This window comes from Kineococcus gynurae (genome assembly GCF_042433995.1).
GTDB classification, from domain to species: Bacteria; Actinomycetota; Actinomycetes; order Actinomycetales; family Kineococcaceae; genus Kineococcus; species Kineococcus gynurae.
This window is the reverse complement of sequence record NZ_JBHLUI010000007.1, coordinates 37,759-56,393: the sequence shown is the minus strand read 5'-3', so window position 1 is coordinate 56,393 and position 18,635 is coordinate 37,759. Positions and strand designations below refer to the sequence as shown.

The window sequence follows — 18,635 nt, the reverse complement described above, 5'->3', positions numbered from 1 at the left end:
CGAGGTGTCGGACCGGTCGTGTCGGTGGCGGAGCCTAGGATTCATCCGTTACCACCCGCACCACCCGCCCGCGACCCCTGGAGTGGCTCCGAATGGCATCCGCGGACTCGTTCGTCCACCTGCACGTGCACACCGAGTACTCGATGCTCGACGGCGCGGCCAAGCTGGACGACCTGTTCCGCGAGACGGCCGCGATGGGCATGCCGGCGCTGGCGACGACCGACCACGGCTTCGTCTTCGGCGCCTACGACTTCTGGCGCACGGCCCGCAAGCACGGGGTCAACCCGATCATCGGGGTCGAGGCCTACCTCACGCCGGGCACGGCCCGCCAGGACAAGACGCGCGTGAAGTGGGGGGACCAGAGCACCCGCGGCGGGGACGACGTCTCGGGGGCGGGTTCCTACACCCACATGACCATGCTCGCCGAGAACACCACGGGCATGCACAACCTGTTCAAGATGAGCTCGCTGGCCTCGCTGGAGGGCTTCCTCTACAAGCCCCGCATGGACCGCGAGCTGCTGGACACCTACGCGAAGGGGTTGATCGCCACCACCGGCTGCCCCTCGGGCGAGGTGCAGACCCGGCTCCGGCTCGGTCAGTACGACGAGGCCCGCCGCGCGGCGGGGGAGTACCGCGACATCTTCGGCAAGGACAACTTCTTCTGCGAGCTGATGGACCACGGGCTCGACATCGAGAAGCGCGTCCAGGACGACCTGCTGAAGCTCGCCAAGGACCTCGACCTGCCGCTGGTGGCCACCAACGACCTGCACTACACCAAGGCGGCCGACGCGGCGGCCCACGCGGCGCTGCTCTGCGTGCAGTCCGGCTCGACCATGAGCGACCCGAAGCGGTTCAAGTTCGACGCCGACGAGTTCTACCTCAAGAGCCCCGCCGAGATGCGCCACCTCTGGCGCGACCACCCCGAGGCCTGCGACAACACGCTGCTCATCGCCGAGCGGTGCAACGTCGAGTTCACCGAGTCGACCGGCGCCTACATGCCCCGCTTCCCTTGCCCGCCCGGGGAGAACGAGGAGAGCTGGTTCGTCAAGGAGGTCTGGAGCGGGCTGGCCGCGCGCTACCCCGAGGGCATCCCCGACGACGTGCGCAAGCAGGCCGACTACGAGATCGAGGTCATCGTCTCCAAGGGCTACGCGGGCTACTTCCTGGTCGTCGCCGACTTCATCACCTGGTCCAAGGAGAACGGGATCCGGGTCGGTCCGGGCCGCGGCTCCGGCGCCGGGAGCATGGCCGCCTACGCCATGAAGATCACCGACCTGGACCCGCTGCGGCACGGGTTGTTCTTCGAGCGCTTCCTCAACCCCGAGCGCATGTCCATGCCCGACTTCGACGTCGACTTCGACGAGCGCCGGCGCGGTGAGGTCATCACCTACGTCGTGCAGAAGTACGGCACCGACCGCGTGGCCCAGATCGCCACCTACGGCACGATCAAGGCCAAGCAGGCGGTCAAGGACGCCTCGCGCGTGCTCGGGTTCCCCTTCTCCATGGGGGAGCGGATCACCAAGACCATGCCGCCCGCGGTCATGGGCAAGGACATCCCGCTGTCGGGGATCTTCGACCCCGACCACAAGCGCTACTCCGAGGCCGGCGAGTTCCGCGACCTCTACAAGGCCGACGCCGAGGTCGTCCGGGTCGTCGACCTGGCCAAGGGCCTGGAGGGGTTGAAGCGGCAGTGGGGCGTGCACGCCGCGGGCGTCATCATGTCCTCGGAGCCGCTGATCGACGTCATCCCGATCATGAAGCGGGAGGCCGACGGGGCGATCATCACCCAGTTCGACTACCCCACCTGCGAGACGCTCGGTCTCGTCAAGATGGACTTCCTCGGGCTGCGCAACCTGACGATCCTCGACGACGCGCTGAAGAACGTCGTCCTCAACGACAAGCCGCCGGTCGACCTCGAGGCCCTCGAGCTGGACGACCCGGCCACCTACGAGCTCCTCGGGCGCGGCGACACCCTCGGGGTGTTCCAGTTCGACGGCGGGCCCATGCGCTCGCTGCTGCGGCTCATGCGGCCGGACAACTTCGAGGACATCTCCGCCGTCGGTGCGCTGTACCGGCCCGGCCCGATGGGGGCCGGGTCGCACACGGCCTACGCGCGGCGCAAGAACGGTCAGGAGCCGATCACCCCGATCCACCCCGAGCTCGAGGAACCGCTCAAGGAGATCCTCGGCACGACCTACGGGTTGATCGTGTACCAGGAGCAGGTCATGTCGATCGCGCAGAAGGTCGCCGGGTACACGCTCGGCAAGGCCGACCTGCTGCGCCGCGCCATGGGCAAGAAGAAGCGCGAGGTCCTCGACGCCGAGTACGTCGGTTTCGAGGCCGGGATGCTCGAGAACGGGTTCTCGAAGGCCTGCATCAAGGCGCTCTGGGACATCCTCGTCCCGTTCTCCGACTACGCCTTCAACAAGGCCCACTCCGCGGCCTACGGCCTGGTGTCGTACTGGACGGCCTACCTGAAGGCCAACTTCCCGGCCGAGTACATGGCCGCGGTGCTGACCAGCGTGCGCGACGACAAGGACAAGTCCGCGCTCTACCTCAACGAGTGCCGCCGCATGGGGATCCGGGTGCTGCCCCCGGACGTCAACGAGTCCAGCGCCAACTTCACCGCGGTCGGCACCGACATCCGCTTCGGCCTCACCGCCATCCGCAACGTCGGGGCCAACGTCGTCGAGGCGATCTGCGCCGCCCGGGAGTCCGCCGGCCGCTACGAGTCGTTCACCGACTTCCTCACCAAGGTCCCCGCGGTGGTCTGCAACAAGCGGACCATCGAGTCGCTCATCAAGGCCGGCTCCTTCGACTCCCTCGGGCACCGTCGCCGGGCCCTGGTGGCCCGCCACGAGGACGCGGTCGACGCGGTGGTCGACGTCAAGCGCAACGAGGCCATCGGGCAGTTCGACCTGTTCGCCGGCCTGGGCGGGGACTCCGACGCCGACGCGGGCGGGTTCACCGTGGAGATCCCCGACATCCCGGAGTGGGACAAGTCCGAGCTGCTGGCCCACGAGCGGCAGATGCTCGGCCTCTACGTCTCCGACCACCCGTTGTTCGGCCTGGAGCACCTGCTGGCCAACGCCTCCGACTGCGCGATCGCCTCCCTCACCGCCGACGAGGGCCGCCCCGACGGCTCCACGGTGACCATCGCGGGGATGATCACCGGTCTGCAGCGGAAGCTGACCAAGAAGGGCGACCCCTGGGCGATCGTGACCGTCGAGGACCTCGAGGGGGCGATCGAGTGCCTCTTCTTCCCCGCGGCCTACATGGAGGTCGCCCAGCTGCTCGCCGAGGACCTCGTGGTCACCGTCTCGGGGCGGTTGAACCGCCGCGACGACGTGCCGACCATCTACGCCTCCAAGCTGACCGTCCCCGACGTCTCGGCCACCGACGGGTTGCCGGTCACCGTCACGCTTCCGGCCACCCGGTGCACCCAGCCGGTCGTCGAACGGCTGCGCGACGTGCTCACGACCCACCCGGGGATGACCGAGGTGCGGTTGCGACTGACCAAGGGCAACGGCAGCGGGACGCTCATGCGCCTCGACGACTCGCTCCGGGTCACCCCGACCTCGGCCCTCTTCGGCGACCTCAAGGCGCTCCTCGGCCCCAGCTGCCTGGTCTAGGAACCCTTCGCCCTCGGGCGTCGAGTGGCCGGTGCTGCTCCGTCCGAGGGCGTTGGGCCGAACGGGCGTGTCCGCACGACCCTCCGTGACGGCGTGTCGGAGCAGACCGCGTCTCGGCGTGTCGCCCCCTGACCCGTCCGGGGGAGGGCGCGACGAAGGATCACCGTCGATGCAGGTCAGCGGACGTGTAACACCCGGAGATCGTCACGCGATGTGACTGTTGGTAGCGCCCCTTCCCGGGGGAGAGCACCCGATCGGCGGGCTGTAGTGACGTCGCCCGGGCACCGAAGTCTTGTTCGTGCCCATCTTTGAGACCCCCCGCCTCCGGCCGGTCGCGACTCTGCTCGCGGCGGCCACCGCTGCCACGTGCCTCGTCGCCACCGCCGCCGCCGCGCAGGCCGCGGTCCCGAGTGGCCTCCCGGCGGCCGCTGCCGCCGCCACCAACTCCACCAGCTCGCTGCTCGCCCGCGACGACTTCGCCGGGTCGACCCGCCCCCTGGCCAAGGCCGCGCAGGGTGGCAGCTGGACCACCTGGGCCCCCAACGGGTCCTCCCTCCTCGCCGGCAACGGCCAGCTCCGGATCGCCGACGTCCCCGCCGGGCAGGGCGCCTCGCAGCTGCTGAACTCGGTCTCGGCCAAGGACGTCTCCGTCCGCCACGCCTTCAGCCTCGACTCCACCGCCGGCAAGGTCGGTCTGTACCAGACCACCGTGCTGCGCCGGCAGAGCAACGACGCCCGCTACGAGGCGACCGTCATCGTCGACACCGACGGCAAGCTGAGCCTGCGGATCAACAAGGTCAGCGGCAACGCGACCACCACCCTGGCCCGCGTCGCCCCCTCGGTGACCGCCGCCCCCGGTGTCCGCCTCGAGGTCGAGGCCCAGGCGGTCGGTTCCACCCTGCAGGCCCGGGTGTGGCGCACCGGGTCCAGCGTCCCGGCCTTCCAGGTCAAGACCACCGACACCAGCATCACCGGCGCCGGCTCGGTCGGTCTCGAGCAGTACTTCGCCTCCTCGGGCCGCTCCGCCCTGGTCAAGGTCGCCTACTTCCAGGCGTCCTCGCTCACCGCCAACGCGGGCAGCAGCAACAACCAGCCGACCCCGGTGAACTCGCCCGCCCCGACGACCTCGCCGAGCCCGAGCGCGTCGACCTCGCCGCGGCCGACGAACTCGCCCACGCCGAGCGCGACCAGCACCCCGAAGCCCACCAGCAGCCCGAGCCCCAGCACCGGGAACACCGGCAACACCGGCAACACCGGCAACAACTCCGGTCTGCCGCAGTTCACCTCGGTCACCACCAACGGGTTCCGTCACCCGGGCATCGTGAACAGCGTGTCCTCCCTCGACGAGGCCCGCAGCAACGCGCTCGCCGGCAAGCAGCCGTGGGCCGGGGCGCTCGCCGACCTCAAGGGTTCCCGTTTCGCCAAGCTGACCTGGACCCCGAAGCCGGTGGCCTCGGTGGAGTGCGGTTCCGGCGCCAACGTCGGCTGCAACGCCGAGACCGACGACGCGCAGGCCGCCTACAGCCAGGCGCTGCTCTGGTACTACACCGGTGACCGTCGTCACGCGGCCAAGGCCATCGAGATCCTCAACGCCTGGTCGGGCACGCTCAAGGAGCACAAGTTCGACACCCGTACCTACAGCAACGGTCTGCTGCAGGCGGCCTGGGGTGCGGAGACCTTCACCAAGGCGGCGGAACTCGTCCGCTACTCCGGTGCCGGGTGGAGCGCGGCCGACGCGACCCGGTTCGAGAACATGCTGACCTCGGCGTTCCTGCCGCGGGTCCAGGACGGCTGGAAGGCCGGCGGTTCGAACTGGCAGCTGTCCATGGCCGAGGCCACGATGAACATCGGGGTCTTCACCAACAACCGCGCGGTGTTCGAGAACGGCGTCGGCGACTGGCGCGACCAGGTCAAGAGCCACATCTACCTCGCCTCCGACGGCGCCCGCCCGCTGGTCCCGAACAACACCACGGTGACGCCCTCCTACCTCGGGACCTACTGGAAGGACCCGCAGCGGTTCGTCCCGGGCCTGGAGCAGGAGACCTGCCGTGACGCCAGCCACACCGCGATGTTCTTCGGTGCCGCTCTGGCCGGTGGCGAGACCGCGCGCATCCAGGGGATCGACCTCTTCGGGGCCGAGCGCACCCGCCTGGTGACCGGCATGGAGTACAACGCCAAGTTCATCAACAACCCCTCCGCCTCCGGGTGGGTCTGCAACAAGCCGATGTCCCTCGGCGGCAACGGCTACACCTACACCTGGGCGATCGGGTACCACCACTTCGCCGGCCGCCTCGGCATCTCGATGCCCGAGACCCGCAAGCTGCTCAGCACGATCAACGGCGCCGGCAGCGGTCTGCACATGAACTGGGAGACCCTGACCCACGGAACCGCCTGATCCGCTCGAACCGCACGATCCGCTCGAACCGCAGCGATGCGCACGGCCCGGACGGGTCCACCGGCAGCAGCCGGTCGGACCCGTCCGGGCCTTCCTCGTCCGCATTCCCGTCCGCATTCCCGTCCGCATTCCCGGGTGCGTTCCCGGGTGCGTTCCCGGGTGCGCCCCGGGGCGCCGTCCCACGACCGGACGGCTCCGGGCAGGGGCCGGGCGCCGCTGTCCTCGACCGGGATGCGGTGCGGCCGCCCGACGAGTCCTGCGGATCGCGACCGGGGTCCGGCCCGCCCGACGCCCGGCCGTCGGGGGTCGGGCGCGGGGGTCGGTCGCGGGGGAGCAGGTCGCGGGGAGAGCCGGGCATGGGCGGGTCGATCGTGGGGGGCCGGATGTCGGGGCGGCGCTCGCCCGCCGGACCGGTGTCCGCGCCCACCGGTTCCCGTCCGTCGCAGGCGTATCATCCACCCCATCCGTACTTCTGCAACTCCGAGCGGGTGACGGCGGTGGCTGAACGTTCAGGTTCTCGTCGCCCTTGCCGAAACGAGAAGGTCGGGGGTCTCGTTTCGATATCGATCCGGCCCGGCCGGGGTGTCGGGAACGATGTCTCCGCTGCGTTCCGAGGCCCGGATCGAGGTCGGACGCGAGCGACCGCAGGGCGCTCGCCGCGACCTACGGAGGACATCGTGATCACCCGGTCGGCCCTTGTGCCCGAACGGGTCTCGGCCCGATCGTCGGCCCGTTAGCCCGGGTCGGTGACGGCTGTAACGGAAGTGGACCTTCCGTCGAGTTAACGTCGGATGAAGAACCAGGCTGTAGTCGAGCTGTGGCCTAGGGTGAAAGCACTGTACGGCCGTCCGGGGGGACGGGCGTCGACGAGGGGGAGTCCCGTGGCACGACACCTGAGCATCGCGATGATCGGGACGCGCGGTGTGCCGGCCCGATACGGCGGTTTCGAGACGTGCGTGGAAGAGGTCGGGGCCCGCCTCGCCGACCGGGGCCACGAGGTCGTCGTCTACTGCCGCACCAGCAACGCCGCCAAGGGTGCCCCCGGCGCCGACGGCCGGCCCGAGCGCCCGCAGCGCTACCGCGGGATGAACCTGGTCCACCTGCCCGCGCTGCGCCGCCGCTCGCTGGAGACGTTGAGCCACACCGCCCTCTCCGTCGCCCACCAGGTCGCCCACCGGTCCGACGTGGCCCTGGTCTTCAACTCCGCCAACGCGCCCCTGCTGCCCGTCCTGCGGGCCCGCGGGATCCCCGTCGCGACCCACGTCGACGGTCTGGAGTGGCAGCGGGCCAAGTGGGGCCCCGCGGGCCGGCGCTACTACCGGGCCGGGGAGGCGCTCGCCGTCCGCTGGTCGGACGCGCTGATCGCCGACGCCGTCGGTATCCAGGACTACTACCGCGACCGGTTCGACGTGGACACGACGCTGCTGACCTACGGCGCGCCGGTCGTCGACGGCGGAGGTTGCCCCGAGAAACTGGCCGAGGTGGGGCTGCGGCCGCGCGGGTACCACCTGGTCGTCGCGCGCTTCGAACCCGAGAACCACGTCGACCTGATCGTGGAGGGCTACGTCCGCAGCGGCGCCCGGCTCCCGCTCGTGGTCGTCGGTTCGGCGCCCTACTCCGACGCCTACACCGCCCGGGTGCGAGCAATGGCCGACGACCGGGTCCGCCTCCTCGGCGGGGTCTGGGACCAGGAGCTGCTCGACCAGCTCTACGCCGGCTCCTTCACCTACCTGCACGGGCACTCGGTCGGGGGCACCAACCCCTCGTTGCTGCGCGCCATCGGGGCCACCGCCTCGGTGGACGCCTTCGACGTGCGGTTCAACCGCGAGGTGCTCGGCGGGGCCTCGCGCTACTTCGCCACCCCGGCCGACGTGGCCGCCCTCGTGGAGTCCGCCGAGGCCGACCCGCGCGCGACCGCCGACCGCGCCCGCGCCTGCCGGGCCCGCGCCTCGCTCTACGACTGGGACGAGGTGGCGACCGGCTACGAGCAGCTGTGCCGCGACCTCGCCGCGGGCCTGCCGACCGGGTCGCGCGCCACCCTGGACCGCATGGGCGCGCTCACCCCGCGCCCGACCTCCGCGCGCCACGACCTGTTCAGCACCGAGATCCTCGGTGGCACCGCGTCCGTGCGCGCCGACGACCTCGCGCCCGAGGTGCTGACCCACGAGGTGCTGGACAACGGCATCCCGGAGGAGCTTCCCGGGGTCCCGGTCGCCGGTCGCGTCGCCGCCGACGAGTCGAGGTGAGCGTTCTCCCGCGTGGCGGTCACCATCCGTGGTGGAATCGCCACATGTCGCTCCGCCGTCGCCGCGTCGGCGTCCCCGCGACGCTGCTCGCGCTCAGCACCGTCGGTGCCGTGCTGCTCGCCGGCTGCTCCTCCGACGACCCCGGTGCCGACGCTTCGGCCCCGACCTCGGCGAGCACCCCCGCGGTGACCCCCTCGGCGGGGGCCACGTCCTCGGGGTCCCCGGGGTCCCCGGAGTCCCCGTCGACCCCGGACGCCTCGGCGACCGCGGCCCCGGGCCCGGCGGCGACGCCGCAGGACCCCCAGCTGGGCCGGGTCGCCCCCCAGGTGGGCACCGAGACCCTGGCGCCGGTCCCGGCCGGGACCCCGGCCCGGACCGAGGAGGGGTTCTCCGCCTCGCTGACGTCCTCGGCGCCCGTCGAACTGACCGCGTCGGGGCCGGGCGAGGTCGCCGGTCCCGGCGTCCTGCTCGACATCTCCTTCACCAACGGGGCCGACTTCCCGGTCGGGCTCGACGGGGTGCGGGTGACCGCCACCCTGGCCGACGGCACGCCGGCCCCCGCGACCGACGCGTCCCCGTCGGCGCCCGCCACCGGGTTGCTGCAGCCCGGCGGGTCGGCCTCGGGCAGGTACGCCTTCTCGCTGCCCACCGGGGCGCCCGCCGGCAGCGACCTGCTGGTCCAGATCACCACCGTGAGCTCGGCGCAGGTGCTGCAGGTCCGCAGCTGACCCGGGCCCGGCGCGACGGCGTCGGACCCGCACGACCGACCGCGGCCTGCGACCCCCGCACCATCGGTGGACCGCAGCACCATCAGCACCATCAGCACCGCACGCACCGCACGCAGCACCAGCACCGTGAGTCCCACCTCGAGGACCGGCTCCGCAGCACCGCCGGCCCGATCCACCCGAACGTCCGCCCGAGGAAAGGTCCCACCGTCGTGCGAGACAGGACGTCGCCCGCCGCCCGCTCCGCCGCGTGCCTCACGCTGGCCCTGGCACTGGTCCTGCCGGGGGTGCCGCTCGCGAGCAGCGCGGTCGCGGCCGGGACCACCACGACCACCACCACCTCCGCCAAGACCACGACCACCTCCACGACCGGCGGTGCGGCCGTGGCCTCGGACGCGCCGTCCACCCCCGCGACGGTGACGGCCGACGTCCTGCCCACCGTCCAGATCGACGGCGTGGCCTGGGCCCAGGTCATCGTGGGGAACACCGTCTACGTGACCGGCAAGTTCACCTCCGCGCGTCCCGCAGGTTCGGCCCCCGGCCAGAACGAGGTGCCCCGCGCGAACGCCCTCGCCTACGACCTGCGGACCGGCGAGCTGCTGCCCTGGGACCCGCAGCTGAACGCCGACGGGCAGGGCATCACCGCCTCCCCGGACGGCACGCGCATCTACCTGGTGGGGAACTTCACCCGGGTCGGGTCGGTCAACCGCTACCGCCTCGCGGCCGTCGACGCCGTCACCGGAGCGGTGCAGACCTCGTTCAAGGCCGGGTTCGACTACCGCGCCCGGGCCGTGCTCGCGATCGGGGACACCGTCTACGTCGGCGGGGCGTTCTCCAGCGCCAACTCCGCGGCCCGCAGCCGCCTGGCGGCCTTCCGTGCCTCCGACGGCGCCCTGCTGCCGTGGGCCCCGGCCGCCTCGGCCGAGGTGTTCTCCCTGGTGTCGCCGGACGGCGCGAAGATCGTCGCGGGCGGGAAGTTCGCCACGATGAACGGTCAGACCGCGCCGGGGATGACCGCGCTCGACGGCACCGACGGGCAGCTGCAGCCGTGGCCGGTCAACCAGGTGATCAAGAACTCCGGGTCCGGTTCGGCGATCTACTCCCTGAGCACCGACGGGACCCAGGTCTACGGTTCGGGGTACAACTACCAGGCCACCGGGAACTTCGAGGGCACCTTCGCCGCCGACGCGGCGACCGGGAACCTGACCTGGGTGACCGGGTGCCGCGGCGACGTCTACAGCGTCGCCTCCGTCGGCCCCGTCGTGTACTCCGTGGGGCACCAGCACAACTGCTCCGGCATCGGCGGCTGGCCGCAGGAGCAGCCTTGGACCTTCCAGCGCGCGACCGCCACGACGACCGACGCCCGGCGCACCAACACCGCGCAGTGGTTCAAGGGGCGCCCCGCCCCGGACCTCCTGGACTGGTGGCCCGAGCTGCAGGTGGGGTCGGCCACGGGGCAGTCCCAGGCCGCCTGGTCGGTGGCCGGCAGCGGTGACTACATCACGTTGGCCGGCGAGTTCCCCTCGGTGAACAACGTCCCTCAGCAGGGTCTGGTCCGGATGGCCCGCCGCCCGGTGGCCCCCGCGACGACCGGCCCGCGCTACCAGGCCGACTTCGCCCCCACGCTCTCCGTCGACGACGCGGGCTCGGTGCTGGTGGACTTCCGCTCGGTGTGGGACTACGAGACGCGCGCCCTCACCTACCGGATCGTCCGCAACGGCGTGCTGTCCTCGCCCGTCGGGCAGGTCGTGCAGAACTCGACGTGGTGGTCGCGCCCCGACGTCCGCTTCGTGGACACCACCGTCGCCCCCGGCACCACCTACAGCTACCGGATCTACGCCTACGACGCCGACGGCAACCGGACCAACTCCACCGCGGCGGCCATCACCACGCCGCCCCGCACGGGCAACGCCGCCCCGGCCGCCGCGTTCACCGCGACCCCCACCGGGCGCGACGTGAGCTTCGACGCCGCCGGCTCCACCGACGCCGACGGCCAGATCGTCGGCTGGGCGTGGGACTTCGGCGACGGCACCACCGGGACGGGGGCGGTCGCCGCCCGCACCTACGCCACGGCCGGCACCTACCAGGTGCGCCTCACGGTCACCGACGACAAGGGCGCGACCGGGAGCACGACCCGTACCGTCACGGTCACCGGGACCTCGGCCTCCCTGGCCCGTGACGCGTTCTCCCGCACGGTCTCCGGCGGCTGGGGCCTCGCCGAGGCCGGGGGCACCTGGACGACGAGCGGCACCGGTTTCTCCGTCGACGGCAGCCTCGGGCGGATGACCACGGCCAAGAGCCGGACGAACACCGCGGTCCTCACCTCGGCGCCCAGCTCCTCCACCGACCTGCGCGTCGTCACCGGCGTGGACAAGCTCCCGGTGGCCGGGGCGGTGACCCTGCGCGCCCAGGTCCGCAAGATCAGTGCGACCGCGGAGTACTACGGCCGGCTCAAGGTCACCGGCGACGGGGCCGTCGAGCTCGGCGTCGGGCGGGTCGCCGCCGGCGGCGACACGGTCCTGCAGGGCGTCGTCCTGCCCTCGCCCATGGCGGCCGGGGCCCGCTGGAACCTGCGCGTGCAGGCGGTCGACACCAACCCCACCAGCCTGCGGGCCAAGGCCTGGCCGGTCGGGACCGCCGAACCCGCGGACTGGCAGCTCTCCGTCCAGGACTCCTCCGCCGGACTGCAGCAGTCCGGCGGCCAGGGGCTGTCCACCTACGTCGCGGGCACCATCACCAACAGCCCGATCACCGCGGGCTACGACGACCTCACGGCCCAGGTCCCGTGACCGCGCCCGCCCGTGGCACGGCACCGGGCCCGCGGCGCGAGCGGGCCCGCGTCGTCGTGACCCACCCCGCGGCGACGCTCTACGGGTCCGACCGGATGGCCCTGGAGACCGTCCGGGGGCTGCTCGACGCGGGTGCGGACGTCCTCCTGCTCACCGGGGAGGACGGTCCGCTGCTCGACGCGGCCAGCGTGCTCGGGGCCCGCACCCGGGTCGTCCCCACCTCGATGCTGCGCAAGTCCGCGTTCACGCCGCGCGGCCTGCTGCCCTTCACGCTGAGGTTCCTCGTCGGTTCAGGGCGCGCGGCCCGGTTGCTGCGAGCGGCGCGGCCCGACGTCGTCTACGTCTCGACGCTCACGACGCCCGGGTGGCTGCTCGTGGCCCGGGCGCTGCGCATCCCGGTCGTCTGCCACGTGCACGAGGCCGAGGGCACCGCGGCCGTCGTGGTCCTGCGGGTGCTCGCCGCGCCGTTGCTCGCGGCCGACGTGCTGCTGTTCAACAGCCAGTTCTGCCGGCAGACCATGGAACAGGTGCTCCCACGGCTGCGCGGGCGCTCGCAGCTGGTCCTCAACGGCGTCCTCGGTACCCGCCACGCCCACCCCCGGGAGCGGGCCTGGAGTCCCGGACTGCCCCTGCGGCTGCTCTTCCTCGGCCGGCTCTCCGAACGCAAGGGGGTCCTCGTGGCCCTGGAGGCCCTGCGGGTGCTGCGCCGGCGCGGGGTCGACGCGCACCTGGACCTCGTCGGCGACGTCTTCGCGGAGCACGTCGACATGGCCGACAAGCTCGACGCGACCATCGGCGACGACCTCGCCGCGCACGTCCGCCGGCACGGTTTCGACGCCGACGTGTGGCCGCACCTCGCGGCCTGCGACGTCCTGCTCGTGCCGTCCGTCCTGCCCGAGTCGTTCGGCAACACCGCGGTCGAGGGCATCCTCGCCGCCCGTCCGGTGGTCGGCTCCGACCTCGGCGGCCTGCCCGAGGCCCTGGCCGGCTACGCCGCCGCCCGGCTGGTGCCCCCCGGTGACGCCGAGGCCCTCGCCGACGCGGCGCTGACGGCGGCGGCCACCGAGCCGGAGACCGCCGCGGCCGACGCCCGGGTCGCGGCCGCGCGGCACGACCCCGAGACCTACCGCCGCCGCGTCGCCGACGCCGTGCTGGCCCTGACCCGGAGGACCACCCCGTGACCGATTCCTCGACCCTCCCCGACCTGTCCCGCCTCGGCGTGGTCGTCGTCGGTTACGGCCCGCCGGACGTGCTGCGCCGCAACGTGGCCCGGCACGACCTCGGTGGTGCCGGGGTCCGGGTCGTGCTGGTCGACAACTACTCCGGCGAGGAGGCCCGGGCCCGCAGCGCCGAGCTCTGCGCCGAGCTCGGCTGGCACTTCCTGCCCATGCCCGACAACCGCGGGTTCGGCGCGGGCGCCAACGCCGGGGCGCACGAGGCGGTCCGGCTCGGCTGCACGGGTCTGGTCTTCCTCAACCCCGACGCCGCGCTCGACGTCGCGACCGCGGCCGCCCTCCTGGCCCAGGTCGAGGCGGAACCCTCGACCATGGTCAGCCCGCACGTCGTCCGTCCCGACGGGCGCGACTGGTTCGTCGGGGCCGAGCTGAGCCTGACCACGGGCTGGACCCGACGCACCGGCAAGCTGCGCAGCCGCGACCGGCGCCCCTGGCTCTCCGGGGCCTGCCTGGCCGTCTCGGCCCGCTGGTGGCAGACCCTCGACGGGTTCGACGAGGACTTCTTCCTCTACTGGGAGGACGTCGACGTCTCCTACCGCACGCTGCAGGCCGGGGGGCGGTTGCTGATGCGGGCGGACCTGCGGGTCGAGCACGAGGTCGGCGGCACCCAGACCGGCACCGGGCAGGCGGCCGGCGGCCGCGGGCCCCGGCGCTCGCGGACCTACCAGTTCTACAACTGCCGCAACCGGATGCTCTTCGCGCGGCGCAACCTCGGCCCGGGGCACCGGCTGCGCTGGTTGCTGATCGCCCCCGCCTACGCGGGGGAGGTCGTGCTGCGCGACGGGGCGCGCTCGCTGCTGCGCGACCCCGGCCCCCTCCGGGCGGTCGCGGCGGGGACCTGGGCCGGCCTGCGGGCCCCGCGCCGCGGCGTCGGGGTCCCGCGCGCGGCGAGGGCGAAGGCGAACGCCGCCATCACCTCGGAGTAGTCGGAGAAGATCGGGCCGAACCCGAGGTCCCAGAGCCCCAGCAGCGCCATGAGCACGACGACCGCGGTCAGGGCCGGTCCCTGGGCGGTGGTGTCCTCGGCCCCGCCGGGGGCCGGGGCGCCGGCCACCTGGACCAGCACGGCCCGGGCCAGCGTCCAGACCAGGAACGCGGCCAGCAGCAGGCCCACCAGCCCGCCGAGGCTCCACAGGTCGGCGACGATGGAGTGCAGGCGGATCTGCCCGCCGAACATGTACCGGTCGACGTAGCCGTTGCCCGGTTGCAGCCCGACGGTCTGCAGGGCGGCCCGGGCCACCAGGAGGTCCTGGGTCGTCGGGACGACCCCCAGTCCGAACCCCTCGGGGCGGACCTGCATCAGGGCCAGCGTGGCCTGCGACTCGGGCCGGCCCCCGGCCAGCAGGGAGCCGCCGCCGAGCCCGATCTGCTCGGCCGCCTGCGCCTGCAGCTGCGCACCCAGCGCCCCGGACAGCAGCAGCGGCGGCACCCCGCGGTAGATGCCGACCCCGATCGCGGCCAGCAGGACGGCGGCGACGACGAGGCGGGCCCGCCCGCCCGGACCGCGCGCGCCGGTCCGGCCGCGCGCCGCCGCCGTGGAGCGCCGCGCGGCCCGGTCCCCGCGCCGGGCGCGGTAGAGGACCAGGACGGCGGTGATGGCGTTCATGGCCCCGAAGCTGCGGTAGTCGTTGACCGCGCAGACCGCGGCCATCAGCAGCAGGGCCAGAGCGGTCGTGCCGGTGGCCCCGATGCGCCGCGAGCGCAGCCGCCGACCGTGGCGGTCGCTGCGCCGGTAGCGCGACACCGCCCCGCGCCCCGCGAGGGCGACCAGCAGCAGCAGGGTCACCGGCAGCCCCAGCTGGTACTTCCACGGGTTGACCGACCCGGGCAGGTCGAGCACGTTCGCCACCAGGGAACCGGCCGCCCACGCCCCGACCAGCCAGCGCAGGGTCAGCAGTCGCCGACCCCACAGCAGCAGCCCGACCCCGAGGGCGACCCCGAGGACGCGCAACGCCGCGCCGAGGCCGATGCGGACGTCGACGTCGTGCAGGCCCCCGGCGGGGGTGGTGGAGAAGTAGGCCAGGGCGATCCCCGACAGCAGGGTCGCGAGCGTCAGGGCCAGCATGAGGCGCGCACCGCGGAACCGGCGCAGGGTGGGCCACCACACCGGGAGCAGGGCGATCGCGACCAGGGCACCCCCGGTCATCGACAGGATGACGGTCCGGTCCATGCCGATGAGGACGGCACCGCCGACCGAGGCCGCTCCCGTCAGGAACCGGCCCTGCCGGCCGCGCGCGCGGGCGACCGCGGGCGCGACGATGGGGCCGACCCGACGGCCGGCGGGGCCACCCGGTCGAGGGGGGAGGCCCGCCGCGGCGGGCGCGGCGGCGGCGGGGATCGGGGAGGGCCGCGACGGCGACGGGAGCGTCACCGGACCCGGCTCACCTCACCGGCACGCAGCCCCGGGTCCCCGTCGACCCCGGTGGGGCGGGTCCCGCGGCCGGGGGCGGCGCCGTTGCCCGAGGGGTCCGGCGGGCCGGCGGGTCCGGGGGTCGGCACGGGACCGGCCGGCCGGAGCAGGTCCGGCACGGCCTCGAGGTGGTCGAGGGCCGGGGTCCACGTCGTGGTCGCGCCCACGCCGGGCGCCAGCCCGGTCAGGACCACCCCGATGACCCGGGCCCGGGCCAGGTGCAGGCTGGACAGGGCCCCGGCGAGCGCGTCGCGGGTGGTGCTGCGGGCATCGGTCAGGACGACGGCCCCGTCCCCGGCGGCGGCCAGCACGGCCGCGTCGGCGACCGGCCCGAGCGGCGGGGCGGTCAGCAGCACCACGTCGTAGCGCTGGCGAAGGCCGTCGAACAGACGACGGGCGGCGGCCGTGCCCAGCAGCTCCACCGGGTCGTCGGGGCACTGCCCGGCCACCAGGACGTCGACGTCGGCCTGCCCCGAGCTGCGCACCGCGAACTCCAGCCCGGCGCGCCCGGCCAGCACGTCGGCCAGACCGGGCGTGGCCGGCAGCCCGAGGGTGCGGGCGAGCGTGGGGCGGCGCAGGTCGGCCTCGACGAGCAGCACCGTCGTCTCGGCGTCGGCCAGGGCCCGGGCCAGCCCCAGGGCCAGCGCGCTGGTCCCGTCGCGGCGGGCACCGCGCAGCCGTCGGGGCGGGCCCGCCAGGGCGAGGGTGATCAGGGGGTGCGAACCGGGGCCGGTCATCAACCGCAGGTGCGTGCGCAGGGTCCGCAGGCCCTCCGCCTTGGTGCCCCGGCTCTGCCGGCGCCCACCGCCGGGCCGCTGCACCGGGATGCCGGCCAGGACGGGGGCGTCGGTGATCTCGGCGACGTCCACGCCGCTGCGCACGCGGGTGCTGAGCAGGTCGGCCCCGACGACGACGCCGATGGCGGCCGCGAGCCCGGCGAGCATCCCGGCGATCGCGACGAGCTTGGCGCTCAACCCGCTCGGTCCGCCGGGCGGGGTGGCCTCGGCCACGGTGCTCACCGAGATGAGGGAGGGGTCGCTGCTGCCGGTGCCCGGCGCGAGCCGCAGGGCCTCCTCGCGCACCTGCGCCCCGACGGCGTTGGCGATCTGGGCGGCCTGGTCGGCGCTGCCGGCCGAGGCGGTGATGTCGAGCATGGCGGTGTCCAGCCCGGCCTCGGCGTCGATCGAGCCGGCGAGCGCGCCCGCGCTGGTGTCGAGGCCGAGCTGGGCGATGACCGGGTCGAGTACCGTCGGGGTGGTCGCCAGGCGCACGTAGGACTGGACCAGGTTGCGGGTGTAGGTGGACCCCTGGACGAGGGCGCTCACCGACTCGCTGCGGGCCATGGTGACGTAGATCGTGGTCGTGGCCCGGTACTCCGGCGCGCGGGTGGCGATCGCGGCGTACCCGGCGGCTCCACCGACCAGGGCGCACAGCAGGAGCAGCACGAGCCGACGACGGAGCAGCGCCAGGTAGTACGTCAGTTCCACGGCCGGGCCCCCGATGCTTGCGCTGTGCGTGTCTGGTGGTGCGTCTGGTGCTGGTGCGTCTGGTGAGTCCGATGGTGCCCGGATCACCCGTGCGGTGCCAGTGCCCCGCGCCGACGGTCCTCCAGGAATGGTCGGCGCGGACCGACCACGTCTGAACACGTAGGGACACCAGTTCTCAACGATAGGTGCCGATGACCACAGGAGTGGTCGTTGAACGAGGGGAAGTGGGCAGAGCGTGTCGAGTTCCGGTGCGTGGCGGGTCGTGGGGACCAGCGCGGCGGCCAAGTTCGCGGTCATGGCCGTCTCCGGTGCCATCTCCGTCGTCTCCGTCCGACTGATCCTGGAGCACTTCGGGGTCGCGGCCTACGCCCAGTACGGCCTGCTGACCTCGGTCGCCGCCCTGCTGCCCTTCGCCGACCTCGGCATGGCCGCGGCCGTCATCAACGCCGTGGCCGGTTCCGACGACCCCGGCCGCGACGAGCACGTCCGCCGCACGATCGTCAGCGCGCTGCGCGTCATCGCCGTCTCCGCGCTGGTCATCGTCGGCGTCGGGGCGCTCATCACGGCCCTGCAGCTGTGGCCGACGCTGCTGGGGGAGGGGCTGCTGCCCGGCTCGGGCCCGGTCGCCGCTCTCGCCTGCCTCGTCGTGTTCGCCGCGACGCTGCCGCTGGCGGTGGGCCAGCGCGTCCTCACCGGCCTCGGCCTCAACCACGTGCAGATCCTGCTGCAGGGTCTGGCCTCGCCGCTGTTCGCGACCAGCGTGGTGCTGCTCGTGGTGACCGGAGGAGCGGGGGGCGGTTTCCTCGCCGTCTGCTCCTACGGCGGCGCGCTGGTGGTGGCCGGCATCGGGGCCACCCTCGCCGCGCGCCGGATGCCGGGGGTCCTCGGCAGCGTCCTGCGCGACGTGCCGCGCGTGAAGGCCGTCCCCGGCATCCCGGTCTTCGCCACCGCCTGGCCGATGGTCGTGCAGATGATCGCCCTGCCCATCGCCATGCAGACCGACCGGCTGCTGCTCTCGCACCTGACCGACGAGACGGTGCTGGCCCGGTACAACCTCGCCTCCTCCCTGTTCGGGATCGTGCTGCAGACCATCAGCGCGGCCGGTATCGCGCTCTGGCCGGTCTTCGCCCGGGCGCGCAGCACCGCCGAGGTCCGCTCGCCGATCCCCATGAGCTTCGCCTTCTGCGGCGCCGGCCTGCTCGTCGCCCTGCCACTGGCCCTGCTGATGCCCTGGATCGCCCCCTTCCTCTCCGACGGGCAGATCCGGCTCGACGCCTGGCTGGTCTGGGCCTTCGTGGCCTTCGTGGCCGTGCAGGCCGCCAAGTACCCGGTGGGGATGTACCTCACCGACGCCAAGGGCCTGCGCTTCCAGGTCCTGCCCATCGTCGTGATGGTCCCGCTCAACCTCGGCGTCTCCTGGGCGCTGGTCGCGCCGCTCGGCGCCGCGGGGCCCGTGATCGGCTCCACCCTGGCCGTCCTGGTGTGCCAGGTCGTGCCGAACGCGCTCTACGTGCGCCGCGACCTGGCCCGCCGCCGCGCGGCGGGCGTCGCGACCCCCGCCGGCCAGCGCGGCTGACGTCTCGCGGCTGACGTCTCGCGGCTGACGTCTCGCGGCTGACGCCTCCCGGCTGACGCCCCCGGCTCCGGACCTCCGCCTCCGGTCCGGCGGCCCTGGCCCTGGCCGCTCGGACGATGCGTCCAGGGCGCCCGGATCGG

Annotated in this window: 9 protein-coding genes; 7 read left to right on the top strand and 2 right to left on the bottom strand. The window is 73.5% G+C overall.

Annotation, left to right across the window (positions count from 1 at the left end; all coding sequences use genetic code 11):
- Nucleotides 1-92: 92 nt before the first annotated feature.
- The 6 genes from dnaE to ACFFKU_RS06195 all read left to right on the top strand — a co-directional run bounded on the left by dnaE (nt 93) and on the right by ACFFKU_RS06195 (nt 12,968).
- Nucleotides 93-3,632, top strand: coding sequence for a DNA polymerase III subunit alpha (gene dnaE / locus ACFFKU_RS06220; RefSeq protein WP_380136539.1), 3,540 nt, complete (start codon nt 93-95; stop codon nt 3,630-3,632).
- Between the two features lie 298 nt (nt 3,633-3,930).
- Nucleotides 3,931-6,027 (top strand): alginate lyase family protein, encoded by a 2,097-nt coding sequence (locus ACFFKU_RS06215; RefSeq protein ID WP_380136538.1) that lies wholly within the window; start codon nt 3,931-3,933, stop codon nt 6,025-6,027.
- A gap of 905 nt (nt 6,028-6,932) precedes the next feature.
- Entirely contained in the window at nt 6,933-8,273 is a 1,341-nt protein-coding gene (locus ACFFKU_RS06210) for a DUF1972 domain-containing protein (RefSeq protein ID WP_380136578.1), read from the top strand.
- A gap of 44 nt (nt 8,274-8,317) precedes the next feature.
- Complete coding sequence (locus tag ACFFKU_RS06205) at nt 8,318-9,001, top strand: hypothetical protein (protein WP_380136536.1); 684 nt, start codon at nt 8,318-8,320, stop codon at nt 8,999-9,001.
- A gap of 209 nt (nt 9,002-9,210) precedes the next feature.
- On the top strand, nt 9,211-11,787 hold the full coding sequence (locus tag ACFFKU_RS06200; protein ID WP_380136534.1) for a PKD domain-containing protein: 2,577 nt from the start codon (nt 9,211-9,213) through the stop codon (nt 11,785-11,787).
- Nucleotides 11,784-12,968: a glycosyltransferase family 4 protein gene (locus ACFFKU_RS06195; RefSeq protein WP_380136532.1), complete on the top strand. Its 1,185-nt coding sequence runs from the start codon at nt 11,784-11,786 to the stop codon at nt 12,966-12,968. Before ACFFKU_RS06200 ends, ACFFKU_RS06195 begins: the two co-directional genes overlap by 4 nt.
- Before the next feature lie 808 nt (nt 12,969-13,776).
- On the opposite strand, the gene ACFFKU_RS06190 is transcribed toward ACFFKU_RS06195, so the two are convergent.
- Nucleotides 13,777-15,393 (bottom strand): hypothetical protein, encoded by a 1,617-nt coding sequence (locus ACFFKU_RS06190; protein WP_380136531.1) that lies wholly within the window; start codon nt 15,391-15,393, stop codon nt 13,777-13,779.
- Nucleotides 15,390-16,919, bottom strand: coding sequence for a tyrosine-protein kinase domain-containing protein (locus tag ACFFKU_RS06185; RefSeq protein WP_380136530.1), 1,530 nt, complete (start codon nt 16,917-16,919; stop codon nt 15,390-15,392). Before ACFFKU_RS06185 ends, ACFFKU_RS06190 begins: the two co-directional genes overlap by 4 nt.
- A 235-nt stretch (nt 16,920-17,154) precedes the next feature.
- Between ACFFKU_RS06185 and ACFFKU_RS06180 the strand changes: the two genes are divergently transcribed.
- On the top strand, nt 17,155-18,495 hold the full coding sequence (locus ACFFKU_RS06180; RefSeq protein ID WP_380136528.1) for a lipopolysaccharide biosynthesis protein: 1,341 nt from the start codon (nt 17,155-17,157) through the stop codon (nt 18,493-18,495).
- The last annotated feature ends 140 nt before the right edge of the window (nt 18,496-18,635 follow it).

Bases quoted from the DNA above. Each gene is read 5' to 3' on its own strand.
- dnaE (WP_380136539.1), top strand. From the start codon at position 93: ATGGCATCCGCGGACTCGTTCGTCCACCTGCACGTGCACACCGAGTAC.
- ACFFKU_RS06210 (WP_380136578.1), top strand. From the start codon at position 6,933: ATGATCGGGACGCGCGGTGTGCCGGCCCGATACGGCGGTTTCGAGACG.
- ACFFKU_RS06205 (WP_380136536.1), top strand. From the start codon at position 8,318: ATGTCGCTCCGCCGTCGCCGCGTCGGCGTCCCCGCGACGCTGCTCGCG.